Origin of the sequence: Streptomyces sp. NBC_01003 (assembly GCF_045162695.1) — a bacterium.
Lineage (GTDB): Bacteria > Actinomycetota > Actinomycetes > Streptomycetales > Streptomycetaceae > Streptomyces.
Map to the genome: position 1 here is coordinate 5,537,291 of NZ_CP108707.1, position 16,195 is coordinate 5,553,485.

Consider the following 16,195-nt stretch of genomic DNA (forward strand, 5'->3'; position numbering starts at 1 on the left):
GCAGTAAGCCTGTGCCGTGTTCATGAGAGCCACCTGAGCGTGCCCTGAGAGTCCCGCGAGAACCCTGTTTGCCCGAAATAAAGGCGCCCCGGGAAACGGCGGGTTGACGGGGGGTGAGATACGGGAGGGCGCAGGAACAACTCTCACCTGCCTGCTGTGAAGGTCGTGTGTTCAGGGGGCCGTGGGATCTACGATCCGTGCGCCGGAGGGGGGTCTGCGGCGGTACCTGGGGGCTGAGCCCGATTCTTCGTGTGCTCTGTGTCCGGTACCGGCCGTGGTGTGCGTCGTGACGCCCCTTCTCGGGCCCTGAAGCCACTCTTCACACCAGGAGCCCTGAGTGATACCTGCCCTGCGCGACCGCTGGAGACGCCCCGCCACGGCGTTGTCCACGGCCGCTCTCGCGCTGGCGCTGAGCTGCGCCGGCGCCCTGGTGGCGCACCCTGCCACCGCGGCCGACGATCCGCCCGTACTGCCCGACGCGAGCGTCGCCCGTACCGCCGATCCGGCCCCGTCCGCCTCCGACGCCGAACTGCGCAAGCGGGTCGTCGAGGCCGCGAAGACCCAGGCGACCCCGGAGACGAAGCCCAAGAGGACGCCGTTCATCATCGGCGGCACCGAGACGGCGATCTCCTCGGCGCCGTGGATGGTCCAGCTCTCGTACTACGACGCCGCGTCCGGCGACGGCTACTTCTGCGGCGGCACCCTCGTCGCCCCGAACAAGGTCCTCACCGCGGCGCACTGCGTCGCCGGTCTGGACTGGGTGAACAACGGCGCGGTCGTGGCCGGCACCGCCGGCCTGCTCGACAGCGCCCAGGGCACCGTCGCGGGCGTCTGGCGCCAGTGGAACCACCCGCGCTACAACGCCGAGACCATCCAGAACGACATCGCGGTGCTCACCCTGGACCGTCCGCTGGAGGACCAGTGGGCGAAGGTGGTCCAGAGCAACGACACCGCCTCCTACAAGGCGGGCACCTCCGCCACCGTCTACGGCTGGGGCCTGACCTCCGGCGCCGAGGACGCCGACCTGTCGGCGACCCTGCGCAAGGCGACCCTGCCGATGGTCTCCGACTCCACCTGCAACACCGCGATGCAGTCGGTCCTCGGCGAGGACGACTTCATCGAGGGCTCGATGTTCTGTGCGGGCACCCCGGCGACGGGCGCCGACGAGGGCACCAAGAGCCCCTGCAGCGGTGACTCCGGCGGCCCGGTGGTCGTCGGTGGCCGTGTCGTCGGCATCGTCTCGTGGGGCGTCTCCGGCTGCACCGCGCAGGGCGCCTACCCCGTCTTCACCAAGGTGTCCTCGTACGTCTGGGCGGCCCAGCCGCGCATCGACGACACGGACCTGAGCTTCGACGGCCGGGCCGACCTGCTGGCGCGCACCCCCTCCGGGGGCCTGTTCGAGCAGGACAGCAAGGGCACCTCGCTCGCCACGCGCGCCTACCAGAGCGCCGGCTGGCAGACCGCGAGCTGGGCCCTCCAGGCCGACCTGGACCGGGACTTCTTCCAGGACCTGATCATCCGCGACAGCACCGACGGCAAGCTGTACCGCAGCTACTACAACCACGCGTCGGACGCCTTCGAGTGGATGCAGATCACCTCGGTGTGGGGCGGCTACAAGTCGTACGCCATCCCCGGCGACATGACCGGTGACTCCCGCCCCGACCTGGTCGCGGTGGACGCCGACGGCTCGACGTACCTCTACCCGGGCAAGGGCAACGGCGAGTTCTACGGCAAGGTCAAGGTCGTCGACAAGGCCTGGAAGGGCGTCAAGATCTTCGGCCGCGGAGACCTGACCGGCGACGGCAAGGCGGACCTCCTGGTCCGCAACAGCTCCGGCGTCCTGTACCTCTACCGGGGCACGCAGGTCGAGAAGGCCCCGTTCGCGGCGCGCATCCAGGCGCGTACGGGCTGGAACTTCACCTCGTACGTGACGAACGGCGACGTGACCGGCGACGGTATCGCCGACGTCATGGCCCGCGACTCGGGCGGCACGCTCTGGCTCTACCCGGGCACCAACAAGGCGTCCGCGGACGTCTTCGGCGCGCGCAAGAGCCTCGGCACCGGATTCAACCAGTACAACCTGATGTTCTGAGCACGTGTTCCGAGTGACACGCAGCACGCGCGCGTCGGTCCCGCGGTTCGGGGGCCGGCGCGCGTTTCTGTGCGGTCAGGGGCAGCCGCAGGACTGGCGCACGACCAGCCGCGAGGGGAACACCTTCAGGCGCTCACGCCGGGACCCGGCGACGCGCAGCGAGTCGTCGAGGACGAGGTCGACGGCGGACCGCGCCATCGCCGAGCGGTCCGATGCGACCGTCGTCAGCGGCGGATCCGTCAGACCCGCCTCCTTCACGTCGTCGAACCCGGCGACGGCCAGCTCGCCCGGCACATCTATCCGCAGCTCGCGCGCGGCCCGCAGGATGCCGAAGGCCTGGTCGTCCGTGGAGCAGAAGATCGCCGGCGGCCGCTGGGGCCCGGCGAGCAGCTCGAGCCCGATCTTGTACGCGTCGTAGCGGTTGTACGGCGCCTCGAACAGCCGGCCCTCGGTGGGGAGTCCCGCCTCGTGCATGGCCCGGCGCCAGCCCTCGACGTGGTCGGAGACCGGGTCGCCGACGGACGGCGTCTCGGCGGTGCCGCCGAGACAGGCGACGTACGGGTGGCCGTGCTCGAGGAGATGGCGGGTGGCGAGCTGGGCGCCGCCGATGTCGTCGATCACGACCGCGACGTCGTCGATCGCCTCGGGCCGCTCGTGCAGCAGGACCACGCGAGCGTCCCAGGCCTCGATCTCGGCCGCGGCCAGATCGTTCAGGCCGTGGCTGACGAGGATGAGGCCGGACACCCGCATGCCGAGGAAGGCCCGCAGATAGTGGACCTCGCGCTCCTCGACGTAGTCGGAGTTGCCGACGAGGACCATCTTTCCGCGCTCGGACGCCGCCTGTTCGACGGCGTGCGCCATCTCCGCGAAGAACGGCTGGCGCGCGTCCGGCACGATCATGCCTATGAGGTCGGTCCGCCGCGACGCCATGGCCTGGGCGACCCGGTCGGGCCGGTACCCCAGCTCCTTGATCGCGGCGAGTACACGCTCGCGCGTGGCCGGGGCAACCGGCCTAGGTCCGTTGTTGATGACGTAGCTCACGACCGCGGTCGAAGTACCCGCCAGTCGCGCCACATCATCCCGAGTCACCTTGGCCACGCGCGGAGTCTACGCGGATGGACCTACCGCTGGGCAGGGCGTCCGGCGGCGGCCTGGTGACCGCCCGCCCGGGGCTGATCGACCGGCTCCCGCACGGCACGGGAATCGGCCCCGGAGTCCGTGTTGTCGGCCTGTTCCGCGTGTGCTGCGTGCTCTGCGCTGTCCGGCTTCGGAGCGGCCGCCTTGGCCTTCGCCGCGTCCGCCGCCCGCTCGACCTTCTCCGGCGTCACGAAGCGGTAGCCGACGTTGCGCACGGTGCCGATCAGCGACTCGTGCTCGGGCCCGAGCTTCGCGCGCAGGCGCCGCACATGGACGTCGACGGTGCGGGTCCCGCCGAAGTAGTCGTAGCCCCACACCTCCTGGAGCAGCTGGGCGCGGGTGAAGACACGGCCCGGGTGCTGCGCGAGGTACTTGAGGAGCTCGAACTCCTTGAAGGTCAGGTCGAGGACCCGCCCCTTCAGCTTCGCGCTGTAGGTGGCCTCGTCGACCGACAGATCGCCGTTGCGGATCTCCATCGGGGAGTCGTCGGCGACGATCTGCTGGCGGCCCATCGCGAGCCGCAGCCGTGCCTCGACCTCGGCGGGTCCCGCCGTGTCGAGAAGTACGTCGTCGATGCCCCAGTCGGCGGTGACCGCCGCGAGGCCGCCCTCCGTCACGACGAGGACCAGCGGACAGCCGGGCCCGGTGGAGCGGAGAAGCTGGCACAGGCTGCGTACCTGCGGGAGGTCGCGGCGCCCGTCGATGAGGATGACGTCGGCACCGGGGGTGTCGACGAGAGCGGGGCCCTCGGCGGGGGCGACCCGCACGTTGTGCAGCAGCAGGCCGAGAGCGGGGAGCACCTCCGTCGACGGCTGAAGGGCATTGGTCAGGAGCAGCAAAGAACTCATCGCGTCCCACCTGCCTGGGTCGTCCTGCGGTCGTGCACGTTTCGCTCGCCCATAACGTCTGGTTCCTCCTCGGTCCCTGCGAGGACGTTTACGGCACTGCTTCGTACTGCTTGTTCGTACTGCTTTGCACTGCTTCGGGCCCCGCGCCCTGGGGCCCTGCGCCGTGCGGTCCGCGTTCGTATACAACGCGGTCCGAAAGCACAAAAGGACCCGGGGGCTTCGCTGCCCGGATCCTCTGCCAAGGAGAATAGCCCACATGAGTTCCGGTCGGGCAGGTCAAGACGCACGTTCTTCTGTGCAGCCGATCACTGCGCGCTCACGGCGTGTGATGCTGCGCACGCGGGACGGTGTGCCGATCGAGGCCGCCTACGACCCCGGGCCAGGGCCTGCCGGGGGCCCGGTGATCGTGGTCGCGCACGGGTTCACGGGCGATCTGGAACGGCCGCATGTCCGGCGTGCGGCGGGGGTGTTCGCGCAGCGTGCCGCCGTGGTCACGTTCTCGTTCCGGGGGCACGGGCGGTCGGGCGGGCGGTCCACCGTCGGCGACCGGGAGGTACTCGACCTGGTGGCCGCCGTGGAGTGGGCGAGGTCACTCGGGCATGAACAGGTGGTGACGGTCGGATTCTCGATGGGCGGGTCCGTCGTCCTGCGGCACGCCGCGTTGCACAGGGGGCGCACGGAAGCGCGGTCCGACGCCGTCGTCGCGGTCAGTGCCCCGGCCCGCTGGTACTACCGCGGGACCGCGCCGATGCGGCGCCTGCACTGGCTGGTGACGCGGCCCGCCGGCCGGATCGTGGGCCGCATCGGGCTCCGCACCCGCATTCACCCACACGAGTGGGACCCGGTGCCGCTCTCGCCGGTCGAGTCCGTGCCGCTGATCGCGCCGACGCCGCTCCTGATCGTGCACGGCGACCGGGATCCGTACTTCCCCCTCGACCACCCGCGCATGCTGGCCTCGGCCGCGCCCGGCGGGGCCGAGCTGTGGCTGGAACCGGGCATGGGCCATGCCGAGCACGCGGCGGACGACGGGCTCCTCGCGCGGATCGGTGGCTGGGCCACGGCATCATGGACGACGACAACCGCCGAATAGACCGTATGGACAGACCGCATGGGAGGAGCGCCGCACATGGCCAACGGAACCATCCGCTACTGGGCCGCGGCCAAGGCGGCCGCCGGTGTCGCCGAGGAGCCGTACGAGGCCGAGACGCTGGCCGACGCGCTGGAGGGCGTGCGTACGCGACACCCCGGTGACCTGGTGCGTGTCCTGCAGCGGTCCTCGTTCCTCATCGACGGTGACCCCGTCGGCAAGCGCGGGCATGAGACGGTACGGCTTGCCGAGGGCGGCACGGTCGAGGTGCTCCCGCCGTTCGCAGGAGGGTGACCGCGATGAGTAACGAGCCGTACGAAGACGAGTACGGGCAGCAGCAGCCGCCCCAGCAGACCCAGCACTGGCAGGGCCAGACCTGGGACACCCAGGCCCAGTCGACGTATCCGCCGCCCCAGGGATTCGAGCCCGGCCAGGCCGAGTACGGGCAGGCCGCGTACGGGCAGGCCGCGTACGGGCAGGGTCCGGTGAGCCGGACCGGCGGCGAGCAGCACGCTTACGGCGACCAGCAGGCGTACGGCGGTGACCAGCACGCCTACGGCGATGACCAGCAGGCTTACGGCTACGGGCAGGGGCCCGCGGTTCAGACGCCCGGTGGCCAGACTCCGCCGCCCGCGCATGCCGCGTACGGCCAGGCGCCCCAAGCCCCCGGTGCCGATCAGCAGACGCAGGTCTTCGGGACGGTGGCGGCGGCCCAGCCGCTGCCCGTGGCCGAGCCGGAGGCCGCCGGTTACGGGCCCGCCACCGTCACCGGCAACGCCCGCGTCACCGACGCGCAGCGCGCCCGTGCCGAGGGGCGGTCGCCGATCATAGAGCCGGGGATGCAGCCCGCCGCGCTGACCGCGCTGCTCGGGCTGCTGCTCGCGGGCGGTGCCGCGGTGGGCCAGTACGCGCTGCTCGTGCCGCTCGTGCTGCTCCAGGCCGTCACGGCCGCCGGCTGGTTCCGGCTCAACGGCATGTGGCCCGCCCGGCAGGGCATCGCGCTCGCCTTCGCGGGCGGCCTCGCCGCCGACGCCGCGCTGCTCGTCACCGGCCGGGAGCACGCGCCCGCCGCGATCCTCGGCACCCTCGGCGTGTGGGTCCTGCTCACCCTCGTCCTCCAGCTCCGCAGCCACGCGGCCCCGGACGAGCGCATGTACGGCCTGATGGCGACGGTCGCCTCCGCGGCGCTCGCCATCGTCGCGACCGGACACCTCGCGGCCGACCCGGACGCCGTGACCGTCGGCGCTGTGGCCGTCGCCGTCGCCGTCCTCGCGCGGGCGCTCCCGCTGCCGACGCCCGCCTCCGTGGCCGTCGCGCTGCTCGCCGCCGCGGGCGCCGGCATCGCCGCCGGCGGCGTGACGGACATGGGATCAAAGGGCGCGCTCCTCGGCCTCGGCGCCGGTGTCTGCGCGCTGATCGGCCACCGCGTCGCGAGTTACGACTATCCGTCCCGCTTCGTGCACATGACGGCGGGCGTGGCCCTGCCGCTGGCCGCCGCGGCCCCGGCCGTCTATCTGCTCGGGCGGGTCGTGGGCTGAGCGTCGGGCGGGCGTACGGCCTGTCACAGCTGATCGACAAGAATCGGGCCGGGCCCCCTTCGCGGGGGTCCGGCCCGTACTCTCGCGATCAGGAACTGTCGTCCAGGTGGGGGGAAACACCGGGTCATGCGTGCTCTGCGGATACTTCTGATCGTCGTCGTGATCCTGGGCGGCCTGTTCGTCATCGCCGACCGGGTCGCGGTGAACTACGCGGAGGGCGAGGCGGCCGACCGCGTGCGCACCAGCGAGGGCCTGGCCAGTACGCCCGACGTGTCCATCAACGGCTTCCCGTTCCTGACCCAGGCCGTGGGCGGCACCCTGGACGACGTGGAGATCGGCATCAAGGACTACGACGCGAAGAGCGGCGGCGAGTCGATCCGGATCGCCGATCTGAACGCCGAGATGCACGGCGTTCGGTTCAACAGCAGCTTCAGCTCCGCCACCGCCGACTCGGCCACCGGCACCGCCCGCATCTCCTACGCCGAGCTGCTCAAGGCCGTCAAGAAGCAGGACGCCGCCCAGGTCGCCCCGGGCGTGACGGCCCGGATCGAGGGCCTCTCCTACGGCGGCGGCGACAAGGTCAAGGTCAAGGTCACCGTGCACACGCCGGTGGGCACCCTGCACCCCACCGTCCTCAGCTCGATCAAGGTCACCGACGGCAAGGTCTCGGCGCGTGCCGACAGCCTGCCCAAGGCCGGCGCGCTCGACCTGGCCGAGGGCCGGATCCGCGCCGTCACCGACTTCCAGCAGGCGATCGACGACCTGCCGGCCGGGATCGAGCTGGACCGGGTCGAGGCGGTCAAGGACGGCGTCGAGATCTCGGTGAAGGGTTCGAAACTCGACCTCGTCGGGTAGCCACCGGGAAACGGCGCGTCCGCACTGCGAGACGACGCCGTCCGCACAGCAGTGATCGGCGGAGCCGCAGCGGCCCCGGAGCCCGAGGCGAGCGGCTCCGGGGCCGCGCTCATCTCGTATCGTGGACGATCGCGTCTCAGGATGCGACACGCCGGTGACACGGCCGCCCGTGCGTACCTACGATCGGTGGCATGAAGCGACAGGCGGATCTCACGAAGCGGCGGGCAGTAGACCTGTGCCGCGTCGCCGCCATGCTCTGTCGCACCGCCTGAGCGGGACGGCAACTCCCGCTTCCCCAGGCCCCTTTGAGGCCTCCCCTCGCGCGCGCCGAATGCCGTCCCTGCCTGCATGCAGGGACCGTGCCCGCACTCCCGCACCCCGCCGCAACTGCCCCGGAGGAGAAAAACATGAGCCGCAGCGACGTCCTGGTAGACGCCGACTGGGTCGAGGCGAACCTCGACAACCCGAAGGTCGTCATCGTCGAGGTCGACGAGGACGCTTCGGCGTACGACAAGAACCACATCAAGAACGCCATCAAGGTCGACTGGCAGCAGGACCTCCAGGACCCGGTCCGCCGCGACTTCATCGACCAGGCCGGCTTCGAGAAGCTTCTGTCCGCGCGCGGCATCGCCAACGACGACACGGTCGTCCTCTACGGCGGCAACAACAACTGGTTCGCGTCCTACGCCTACTGGTACTTCAAGCTCTACGGCCACGACAGCGTCAAGCTGCTCGACGGCGGCCGCAAGAAGTGGGAGCTCGACTCGCGCGACCTCGTCGCCGAGATCGTCCAGCGCCCCGCCACGGAGTACAAGGCCAAGGCCCAGGACACCTCGATCCGCGCCTTCCGTGACGACATCGTCGCCGCGATCGGCAGCCTGAACCTCGTCGACGTGCGTTCGCCCGACGAGTTCTCCGGCAAGCTCCTCGCCCCGGCGCACCTCCCGCAGGAGCAGTCGCAGCGTCCGGGCCACGTCCCGTCCGCGCGCAACATCCCGTGGTCGAAGAACGCCAACGACGACGGCACGTTCAAGTCGGACGACGAGCTCAAGGCCCTCTACGAGGACGAGCAGGTCGACCTGGCCAAGGACACCATCGCGTACTGCCGCATCGGTGAGCGCTCGGCTCTGACGTGGTTCGTCCTGCACGAGCTGCTCGGCCAGGCCAACGTCAAGAACTACGACGGCTCGTGGACCGAGTACGGCTCGCTCGTCGGCGTGCCGATCGAGCTCGGCGCCAACAAGTAACCCCGCCCGACCCCCTGACAGACCTGACCGACCTTTTTGGAGAAGCACATGTGTGGAGCGAAGGCCGGCGGCCCCGACGCCTCGACGATCAAGCCCGGTGAGACCACCATCCAGGGCCAGGTGACCCGCGACGGCGAGCCCGTCACCGGTTACGTGCGCCTGCTGGACTCGACCGGCGAGTTCACGGCCGAGGTCCCCACCTCGGCGACGGGACAGTTCCGTTTCTACGCGGCCGAGGGCACGTGGACGCTGCGCGCCCTGGTCCCCGGCGGCTCGGCGGACCGTACGGTCGTCGCCCAGACCGGTGGTCTCTCCGAGGTCGCCATCGCCGTCTGACGCGGCTCGCCGTGTGACGGCGGCGCAGATACGGCCGGAGGGCCGCACCCCAGGGGGTTGGACGCTTTCTGGATCGGGTGCGGTCCTCCGGCTTTTGTCGTGGGGCCGTGGGTCGACGACCGTCACTCCGAGGCCCACGAGGGCGGCGTCCACCGCGTCTACCTTTGATCTTGGCCAGTGCTCCGCCGCTCATGGCGGGGGTGAAGGCGATCTCGGAACTGTTGTGACCCGCACCGCACGCACGGGTTCGCAGCGTTGTCCTCAGCCGGCAGGGCGCCGCTGGTTCTCGATGTACTGCTTGACCCGGTTGGGCCACGCCGGGAGAGCACTTCAAATCCAGCAGGACCGAACTCACCGGAACTCACCACCGTGCGAATGCGAAACGTTGTGCGTACCGCGGCCGCGTCGGCCGCCGCCCTCGTCACCCTTTCCGGCTGCGGCGGCTCCGCCGGGCCCGCCGCCGTCGGGCCGGGCGAGCGGAGCGTCTCCGTCGACAAGGGCGACACGTTCACGCTCGAGGTCCCGGCCAGCCCCGCCCTCGGCCAGAACTGGTACCTGGCGAGCCCGCGCCCCGACAAGGGCGTCGTCACGTACCAGGGCAGGCGCGAGGAGGAAGACGGGGGCGACGAAGACCTCATCGGCAGTGGCGACGGCGCCCAGTTCTTCGACTTCAAGGCGCGCGCGGCCGGGACGACGACGGTGAAGCTGCTGTTCTGCCCGAACGGCCTGTGCGGGAGCGCCGCGGAGGTCGGCGCGAGCCCGGTCCCGACGGCCACGACCACCACGGGCCCGACGGAGTCGGACGACGAGGTCGCCTACTACGTCTACACGGTCACCGTCCGCTGACCTGCACGGGAACAGAACGGCGAACGGAACGACGGACCGGAATGACCATGGTCCACGGCCGCGCACCGCGCACCGACGACGAGGTGCTCGCCGCCACCGACGTCCCGACGCTGCTGCGCCACGGCCTGGCCCGTGACACCTTCCGCACCGCGCTCTTCGGCGACGGCGCGATCGCCGCCGCCGTCACCCTCGATCGGCTCGGCGTGCTGCCGCGCTCGGTGACGTACGTGGCGGAGATCGTCCGGGCCGGCGGCCCCGCGTATACGGCCGCGCTGCCCGAGCCGCTGCCGTCACGTGAGGCGTCCGCGTGCCTGCGTGACTGGCTGGAGACGGCGGCGCGGGCGGCAGAGGCGCCGGGTGACGAGACGCGGGCGGCGCGGTGGCTGGAGACGGTCGCGGAGATCGTCGCGATGCGCCGCGCCGGCCGGGACGAGGGGTCTCAGGGCCCTAGGGGCCTGGGGTCCCAGACGCCGCTCCCCGCCGCTCCCTGATCCGGCGGCCTGATCCGAACGAGAGGCCCTAGTAGTCTTCGGGCCGCTTCTTCCCGTCCAGCTCGTCCCACCACTCGTCGGACTTCGCGTCCCCGGACGGGTCGTCCCACCAGCGGTCGTCGGGGCCGCGGCGGTTGGCGACGATCGCCGCGACGGGCGGAATCACCATCGCCACGATGCACATCGCCACGGCGGCGGGCACGGACCAGAGGCGCACGACGGCCCAGGCCAGGACGAACAGGCCGATGCAGAGGCCCATCATGGCGAAGTACAGATGACGACGCCGCGAGTACATGCTTCAAGCGTAGGTCCGCTCCGCGTCAATAGACGAGCGCCTGCGTCCCGTCCGTCATCGCCTCCTGCACGAAGACCTGCGCGCCGGCGATCCGGACGCCCTCGATGACGTCCTTCTCGGTGATCTCGCGGCGGGCCGCGCACTGCGTGCACAGCGTGATCCGCCCGGCCGCCAGGATCGACTCGATCAGGTCGGGCAGCGGCGCGGCGTGCGGCAGCTCGAACTCGGCGGCGCGGCCCGGCAGCGCGAACCACGACGACTCGCCGGTCAGCCAGAGCGAGACCTCCACCCCGCTGGCCACGGCCACCGCCGCCACCGTGAAGGCCTGCGAGCAGCGTTCGGGGGCATCGGCCCCCGCGGTCACCTTGATCACGAGCTTGTTCGCCATGGCTGAATCGTAATCAAGGCCGGCACAACCACGTGCGTGGCCTGTGGGTCTCTTGTGCGCGCGGATACGGAATCTGCGCTTCATATTCCATTCGAGTTCTGTGGGGGGACCGTTGGAAGACACAGAAGTATCGGAAGACATAGAAGTAAGCGACAGGGACGAGCACGCCGACGTCGGTGAGAGCCCGGCCCGCAGGCCGCGCCGCCGCGGCCGCACCGCCCTGCTGATCGCCTGCGCCGCGGCACTGGGCGTCGTCGCGGGTACGTGCGCCGGCTATGTCGTACAGGCCGGGCGTGCCCCGGACCCGCTGCCGCCGCTGTCCCAGCCGGTCGTGCCGCAGTCGAAGGGCAAGGCCCCCGAGCCGCTGTCCGCCGCGCGGGACCGCAAGGTCCGCACGGACGGCGATCTGCGCAAGCTGCTGGTCAAGAGGCCCAAGGGGGCCACGGATCTGCCGAATGCCCTCACGCCGGACCGCTGGCAGAGCGTCCTGGAGATGGCGGAGATGTACACGCATTCCGACACCGTCTTCACCCAGCTGGTCGAGGCGGATTTCCGGCGTGCGGCGCTGGACGGGTGGCGGGAGGACGGAACGATGGTCAGCGTCCGCCTGAGGCAGTACCGCGACGAAGCGACCGTGGCGTCCGCCGAGGCCGCCCTGTATGAGCAGGGCTGGGCCGAGGGTCGTCACCCGTCCACGGTCGGCCGCGCCATTCCCGGTTCGGGCACAGGCCAGGTCTATGTCCACGCGCAGCCCGAGCGGGAAGCCGGATACATACCGCTGTACACCGCCGAGGCGTACGCGTCCCGGGGCGACATCCTCATGGAGGTCTCGTTGGTGGGCCCCCGCCCGATCAGCAAGAAGCGCGCCATGCAGGTGGCCCGACAGCAGTGGGAGCGCCTGTGATGAGCGACGCGGACACCACGCCCGGGGCCGTGCCGGCCGACGGGGCAATCTCTTCCGGGGCCGTGCCGGCCGACGGGACGACCCCTCCCGAGGCCGTCACGCCCGGCACCCGCCCACCCGGAGACCGGCGCCGTCGCCTCCTCACGCGCGTCGCCGTGCCCGTGCTGCTGCTCGGTGTGGTCGCCGGTGGTGTCGGCTACACCGTGGTCCGGGTCGAGGGCGCCGACCGGGACGCCGGGGCCGCCCGCTACAAGTTCCCGGATGCGCCCCGCGACAACTCGGCGCGGGACAAGGGGCGTACGGGCCTGAAGGCCTCCCTGCTCCCGATGCCCGAGGGATACCGGGCCGGGCCCGACATCGCCGGGTTCGGCGCCGACACCGAGCTCAGCGGCCGGCAGGCGGCCGCCCTGCGCAAGCAGTCCCTGCGTTCGCTGCCGCTCAAGGAGCGGCGCCGGCTGGAGGGGGAGTTCGACCGGCAGGAGATCAAGGGCATGGCGATGCGCAGCTACGCGTCGGGTAACCGGGCCGACGGCGGCATCGTCGTCACCATCTCGCTGTCGCGGATGGGCAACCGGCAGGACGCCCGGGAGATCTCCCGGTTCCAGTCGCGCTTCGCCGAGGCGATGACGGTGTTCCGCAAGGGCCCGAAGATCAAGGGTCACAAGGACGCCGGCTGCTTCCTGCCACCCGCGGACAAAGAGGAGAAGCTCGACATCATGGTCTGCTCCGGATACAGCGGGGACGTGCTGGTGAGCTTCACCGCGTACGGGACGAAGGACGGCCTCGTCTCCTCCGGCGAACCCGCCGAGCTGATGCGTGAACAGCTCGACGCCGTCGAGTCGCCCGGGGAGGCGGTGTGAGCGCCGAGACGATGCCGACCGACGCATCCCTGCCCCTGCCCCTGCCCGTGCCTTCGGCTGAGCCCGCACCCGCAACCGCCGCCCCCGAGCAGGCGCCCAAGGACCGCCGCGTCCTGCGCGCCGTGCTGCGCTGGACCTCCGCGGTCGTCGTTTTCGGCGCGCTCGCCGGGGCGGCCGCGTACGGCGTCACCGAGCAGCAGCGCACCCGCCTGCCGGGCCTCGCCACGGCCTCGGACGGGCGCTGGACCTACCCGGAACTGGTGCGCCCCCCGCTGCCCGAGGGCAGCCCGGCCCCCTTCGCCGAGGCCAACTCCGCGCAGGCGCACTACGCCGACCCGCGCGCCCTCGTACTGAAGGCCCCCGAGGGCGCCCGGCCCGACCCGGGCGTGAAGACCGACGACGGCTGGGTGCCCAAGTCCGCCCTTCTCGCGCAGTTCATGAAGGAGGAGCGCGAGGAACTGGGCCAGGACCTGACCGACGCCGGCCTGCGGCACATCGCCGGGCGTGGCTGGATCATGCCGGACGGGAGCACGACCCGCGTGTTCCTGCTCCACTTCGGCACCGGAGCGGCCGCCCAGGAGTTCTCCGACGGGCTGGTCGGCACCTTCGCCCCCGTCCGGCAACTGGCGGGGACCGCCGACGCGGCCCTCGACGAGTCGTACCCGGACGACGCGCACGTCAAGAACGTCACGGAGTACGTCTACGACGAGGCGCGACCGCGCGGCGCCGAGCATGTGCGCAGCGCCTATCTGGTCGCGGGCGACACGGTCGGCCTGGTCGTCCAGTCCCGCAAGGGCACCGCCCCCGCCGTCCCCTTCCGGCAGGCGGTCGTCCTGCAGAGCCAGCTCCTGGGCTGAGAGCCTGGGGGCACAGGCTCTGTGCGGCCCGCACCCCGCTTGGGTGACCTCATCGAGAGAGCCGGGCCCCACCCGACTAAAGTGGGGTCCGGCTCTGTACCGACCACCGCTCACCGAGGAGCACCCCGTGCTTGAGGCCTTCTTCTCCGCTCTCCTTGTCCTGGTCTGCGTCGGCGTTCTCGCGTTCGCCGGGCTGACCGTGAAGAAGCTGTACCAGGGCCAGCGCTGACCCCCACCAGAGAGACGCTTCGCAGACCATGATCGAGATCCCGTCCGACCTGCACCCCGACCTCGTCCCCCTGGTGTTCCTCCTCGGCAACTGGGCGGGCGCGGGTGTCACCGACTTCCCCGGCGCCGAGAAGGCGAACTTCGGGCAGGAGGTCTCCTTCACCCACGACGGGCGGGACTTCCTCGAGTACCACTCGCACACCTGGATCCTCGACTCCGAGGGCAACAAGGTGAAGCCCCTGGAGACCGAGTCCGGGTTCTGGCGGATCGACAAGGACCGCAAGGTCGACGTCGTCATGGTCCGCGACGACGGCGTCGTCGAGATCTGGTACGGCGAGCTCGCCGACCAGAAGCCGCAGATCGACCTGGTCACGGACGCCGTCGCGCGCACCGCGACCGCGGCACCGCACACCGGTGGCAAGCGGCTCTACGGCTATGTGAAGAGCGACCTGATGTGGGTCGGCGAGAAGCAGACCCCCGGGGTCGAGCTGCGCCCCTACATGTCGGCCCAGCTGAAGAAGGTCGTCTCCCCGGACGACGTGGCCGAGATGGCCCGCAACCTGCCGGACCTGCCCGACGACGGCATCGCCTTCTTCAAGTAGTCCGGTCGGCCCAATGGTCCGGTAGTCCCGAAGTCCAGCAGTCCAGAAGTCGTTCCCGGCAAGTGGACCTACACTCGGCGGTGTGGTGAGCACCGACTGGAAGAGCGACCTGCGGCAGCGCGGCTACCGGCTGACGCCTCAGCGTCAGCTGGTCCTCGAGGCCGTCGACACCCTCGAGCACGCGACCCCCGACGACATCCTCTGCGAGGTGCGCAAGACGGCGTCGGGGATCAACATCTCGACCGTCTACCGCACCCTCGAGCTGCTCGAGGAGCTGGACCTCGTCAGCCATGCCCACCTCGGGCACGGCGCGCCGACGTACCACCTCGCGGACCGGCACCACCACATGCACCTGGTCTGCCGGGACTGTACGAACGTGATCGAGGCCGACGTCAAGGTCGCCGCCGAGTTCACGGCGAAGCTGCGCGACACCTTCGGGTTCGACACCGATCTCAAGCACTTCGCGATCTTCGGCCGCTGCGCCGACTGCTCCGAGCGGGACGGCGAGGAGATCGAGGGCGGCGACGCATCCGCCGCCCCGCAGGAATAGACGAATCCGCCGCCCCGCAGGAATAAGCGCGTCCGTGTGCTCGTCGTAGTGTCTGTGAACATGAAGAGCCCCCTCCTGTCCCTGCCCGGCGCCGTTCCCGCCGAGGGCGTGGACGAAGGCGTCGCCGCGCACTACGGCGACCTGTTCCGCGAGCAGCGCACCCTCGCCGACGGCAACGGCCTCGTCGACCTCTCCCACCGCGGCGTCATCACCGTCACCGGCGACGACCGGCTCGCGTGGCTGCACCTGCTCCTCACGCAGCACGTCAGCGACCTCCCGCCCGGCCAGGCCACCGAGGCACTCGTCCTCTCCGCGCACGGCCACATCGAGCACGCCCTGTACATCGTCGACGACGGCACCACCACGTGGGCGCACGTCGAGCCCGGCTCCCAGGAGGCGCTGATCGCCTACCTGGAGTCGATGAAGTTCTTCTACCGGGTCGAAGTCGCCGACCGCACCGAGGAGTTCGCCCTCGTCCAGCTGCCGGCCGGTTCGATCGCGCAGGTCCCGGACGGCGTCGCGGTGCGCGAGACGGCGTACGGCCGCGACGTGTTCCTGCCGCGCGCAGACCTGGAGGCGTACGCGGAGCGGAACGGGCCCGCGATCGGGCTCCTCGCCCACGAGGCGCTGCGCGTGGAGAACCACCGGCCGCGCCTCGGCTTCGAGACCGACCACCGCACCATCCCGCACGAGCTCGGCTGGATCGGCACCGCCGTCCACCTCCAGAAGGGCTGCTACCGCGGCCAGGAGACCGTCGCCCGCGTGCAGAACCTCGGGAAGCCTCCGCGCCGCCTCGTCTTCCTGCACCTGGACGGCAGCGATGTGCACCTGCCCCCGCACGGCGCCCCCGTCCGCCTCGCGTCCGACGGCCCCGAGGGCCGCAAGCTGGGCTTCGTGACGACGTCCGTACGCCACCACGAACTCGGCCCGATCGCGCTCGCCCTGGTGAAGCGGAACGTGCCGGTGGACGCGGACCTCATCGTGGACACGACCGCGGCCGCGCAGGAAGTCGTCGTCGAGCCCTGACACGCCTC

The 16,195-nt window shown here is 71.1% G+C and carries 20 protein-coding genes; 16 read left to right on the top strand and 4 right to left on the bottom strand.

Going from position 1 to position 16,195, the window contains the following annotated elements; translation table 11 throughout:
• Positions 1-337: 337 nt before the first annotated feature.
• Positions 338-2,092, top strand: coding sequence for a trypsin-like serine protease (locus OG698_RS25385; RefSeq protein WP_406105616.1), 1,755 nt, complete (start codon positions 338-340; stop codon positions 2,090-2,092).
• A 75-nt stretch (positions 2,093-2,167) separates the two neighbouring features.
• Here the strand turns inward: OG698_RS25385 and OG698_RS25390 are convergent, their stop codons facing one another.
• Together OG698_RS25390 and OG698_RS25395 are read right to left on the bottom strand one after the other, a co-directional pair.
• Entirely contained in the window at positions 2,168-3,190 is a 1,023-nt protein-coding gene (locus OG698_RS25390; protein ID WP_329572548.1) for a LacI family DNA-binding transcriptional regulator, read from the bottom strand.
• Between the two features lie 23 nt (positions 3,191-3,213).
• Positions 3,214-4,077 carry a winged-helix domain-containing protein gene (locus OG698_RS25395; protein ID WP_399974772.1) on the bottom strand — a complete coding sequence of 288 codons (864 nt, stop codon included), beginning with the start codon at positions 4,075-4,077 and terminating at the stop codon, positions 3,214-3,216.
• A 256-nt stretch (positions 4,078-4,333) separates the two neighbouring features.
• On the opposite strand from OG698_RS25395, the gene OG698_RS25400 reads away from it, so the two are divergent.
• From OG698_RS25400 to OG698_RS25440, 9 genes are all read left to right on the top strand, one after another.
• The gene (locus OG698_RS25400; RefSeq protein WP_406105619.1) at positions 4,334-5,167 is read left to right on the top strand and encodes an alpha/beta hydrolase; all 834 of its coding nucleotides are present in this window, start codon (positions 4,334-4,336) and stop codon (positions 5,165-5,167) included.
• 36 nt (positions 5,168-5,203) lie between these two features.
• Positions 5,204-5,458 (top strand): MoaD/ThiS family protein, encoded by a 255-nt coding sequence (locus OG698_RS25405; protein ID WP_100595616.1) that lies wholly within the window; start codon positions 5,204-5,206, stop codon positions 5,456-5,458.
• 5 nt (positions 5,459-5,463) lie between these two features.
• The gene (locus tag OG698_RS25410; RefSeq protein ID WP_406105620.1) at positions 5,464-6,702 is read left to right on the top strand and encodes a hypothetical protein; all 1,239 of its coding nucleotides are present in this window, start codon (positions 5,464-5,466) and stop codon (positions 6,700-6,702) included.
• Between the two features lie 126 nt (positions 6,703-6,828).
• Entirely contained in the window at positions 6,829-7,557 is a 729-nt protein-coding gene (locus OG698_RS25415; protein WP_406105622.1) for a DUF2993 domain-containing protein, read from the top strand.
• Positions 7,558-7,748: 191 nt separating this feature from the next.
• Complete coding sequence (locus OG698_RS25420; RefSeq protein ID WP_351257108.1) at positions 7,749-7,829, top strand: putative leader peptide; 81 nt, start codon at positions 7,749-7,751, stop codon at positions 7,827-7,829.
• Between the two features lie 135 nt (positions 7,830-7,964).
• Positions 7,965-8,804 (top strand): sulfurtransferase, encoded by an 840-nt coding sequence (locus OG698_RS25425; RefSeq protein ID WP_406105624.1) that lies wholly within the window; start codon positions 7,965-7,967, stop codon positions 8,802-8,804.
• A gap of 48 nt (positions 8,805-8,852) precedes the next feature.
• A complete protein-coding gene (locus OG698_RS25430) occupies positions 8,853-9,140 on the top strand; it encodes a DUF1416 domain-containing protein (RefSeq protein WP_100595620.1) in 288 nt (95 codons plus the stop codon).
• A 375-nt stretch (positions 9,141-9,515) separates the two neighbouring features.
• A complete protein-coding gene (locus OG698_RS25435) occupies positions 9,516-9,986 on the top strand; it encodes a protease inhibitor I42 family protein (RefSeq protein ID WP_406105626.1) in 471 nt (156 codons plus the stop codon).
• Positions 9,987-10,027: 41 nt separating this feature from the next.
• A complete protein-coding gene (locus OG698_RS25440) occupies positions 10,028-10,477 on the top strand; it encodes a hypothetical protein (RefSeq protein ID WP_406105628.1) in 450 nt (149 codons plus the stop codon).
• Positions 10,478-10,505: 28 nt separating this feature from the next.
• Here the strand turns inward: OG698_RS25440 and OG698_RS25445 are convergent, their stop codons facing one another.
• Together OG698_RS25445 and OG698_RS25450 are read right to left on the bottom strand one after the other, a co-directional pair.
• Positions 10,506-10,772, bottom strand: a complete 267-nt coding sequence (locus tag OG698_RS25445; RefSeq protein WP_399974787.1) for a DUF3099 domain-containing protein — start codon at positions 10,770-10,772, stop codon at positions 10,506-10,508.
• A gap of 25 nt (positions 10,773-10,797) precedes the next feature.
• A complete protein-coding gene (locus OG698_RS25450; protein ID WP_100595624.1) occupies positions 10,798-11,160 on the bottom strand; it encodes a DsrE family protein in 363 nt (120 codons plus the stop codon).
• A 112-nt stretch (positions 11,161-11,272) separates the two neighbouring features.
• Here OG698_RS25450 and OG698_RS25455 point away from each other — a divergent pair, with 112 nt between their 5' ends.
• The 6 genes from OG698_RS25455 (at position 11,273) to OG698_RS25480 (ending at position 16,187) form a co-directional block, all read left to right on the top strand.
• On the top strand, positions 11,273-12,064 hold the full coding sequence (locus OG698_RS25455) for a hypothetical protein (protein ID WP_406105630.1): 792 nt from the start codon (positions 11,273-11,275) through the stop codon (positions 12,062-12,064).
• Positions 12,064-12,924 carry a hypothetical protein gene (locus tag OG698_RS25460; protein ID WP_406105632.1) on the top strand — a complete coding sequence of 287 codons (861 nt, stop codon included), beginning with the start codon at positions 12,064-12,066 and terminating at the stop codon, positions 12,922-12,924. Before OG698_RS25455 ends, OG698_RS25460 begins: the two co-directional genes overlap by 1 nt.
• Positions 12,921-13,781 (top strand): hypothetical protein, encoded by an 861-nt coding sequence (locus OG698_RS25465; RefSeq protein ID WP_406105633.1) that lies wholly within the window; start codon positions 12,921-12,923, stop codon positions 13,779-13,781. The genes OG698_RS25460 and OG698_RS25465 overlap by 4 nt, the downstream gene beginning before the upstream one ends.
• Before the next feature lie 257 nt (positions 13,782-14,038).
• Complete coding sequence (locus OG698_RS25470) at positions 14,039-14,611, top strand: FABP family protein (RefSeq protein ID WP_406105635.1); 573 nt, start codon at positions 14,039-14,041, stop codon at positions 14,609-14,611.
• 82 nt (positions 14,612-14,693) lie between these two features.
• Complete coding sequence (locus OG698_RS25475) at positions 14,694-15,161, top strand: Fur family transcriptional regulator (RefSeq protein ID WP_406105636.1); 468 nt, start codon at positions 14,694-14,696, stop codon at positions 15,159-15,161.
• Positions 15,162-15,221: 60 nt separating this feature from the next.
• Positions 15,222-16,187, top strand: coding sequence for a YgfZ/GcvT domain-containing protein (locus OG698_RS25480; protein ID WP_406105638.1), 966 nt, complete (start codon positions 15,222-15,224; stop codon positions 16,185-16,187).
• Positions 16,188-16,195: the final 8 nt, after the last annotated feature.

Excerpts from the sequence above, each read along its gene's own strand:
- OG698_RS25395 (WP_399974772.1), bottom strand. The coding sequence starts at position 4,077 with ATGAGTTCTTTGCTGCTCCTGACCAATGCCCTTCAGCCGTCGACGGAG.
- OG698_RS25400 (WP_406105619.1), top strand. The coding sequence starts at position 4,334 with ATGAGTTCCGGTCGGGCAGGTCAAGACGCACGTTCTTCTGTGCAGCCG.
- OG698_RS25405 (WP_100595616.1), top strand. The coding sequence starts at position 5,204 with ATGGCCAACGGAACCATCCGCTACTGGGCCGCGGCCAAGGCGGCCGCC.
- OG698_RS25410 (WP_406105620.1), top strand. The coding sequence starts at position 5,464 with ATGAGTAACGAGCCGTACGAAGACGAGTACGGGCAGCAGCAGCCGCCC.
- OG698_RS25415 (WP_406105622.1), top strand. The coding sequence starts at position 6,829 with ATGCGTGCTCTGCGGATACTTCTGATCGTCGTCGTGATCCTGGGCGGC.
- OG698_RS25420 (WP_351257108.1), top strand. The coding sequence starts at position 7,749 with ATGAAGCGACAGGCGGATCTCACGAAGCGGCGGGCAGTAGACCTGTGC.
- OG698_RS25425 (WP_406105624.1), top strand. The coding sequence starts at position 7,965 with ATGAGCCGCAGCGACGTCCTGGTAGACGCCGACTGGGTCGAGGCGAAC.
- OG698_RS25430 (WP_100595620.1), top strand. The coding sequence starts at position 8,853 with ATGTGTGGAGCGAAGGCCGGCGGCCCCGACGCCTCGACGATCAAGCCC.
- OG698_RS25435 (WP_406105626.1), top strand. The coding sequence starts at position 9,516 with ATGCGAAACGTTGTGCGTACCGCGGCCGCGTCGGCCGCCGCCCTCGTC.
- OG698_RS25440 (WP_406105628.1), top strand. The coding sequence starts at position 10,028 with ATGACCATGGTCCACGGCCGCGCACCGCGCACCGACGACGAGGTGCTC.
- OG698_RS25445 (WP_399974787.1), bottom strand. The coding sequence starts at position 10,772 with ATGTACTCGCGGCGTCGTCATCTGTACTTCGCCATGATGGGCCTCTGC.
- OG698_RS25450 (WP_100595624.1), bottom strand. The coding sequence starts at position 11,160 with ATGGCGAACAAGCTCGTGATCAAGGTGACCGCGGGGGCCGATGCCCCC.
- OG698_RS25460 (WP_406105632.1), top strand. The coding sequence starts at position 12,064 with ATGAGCGACGCGGACACCACGCCCGGGGCCGTGCCGGCCGACGGGGCA.
- OG698_RS25470 (WP_406105635.1), top strand. The coding sequence starts at position 14,039 with ATGATCGAGATCCCGTCCGACCTGCACCCCGACCTCGTCCCCCTGGTG.
- OG698_RS25480 (WP_406105638.1), top strand. The coding sequence starts at position 15,222 with ATGAAGAGCCCCCTCCTGTCCCTGCCCGGCGCCGTTCCCGCCGAGGGC.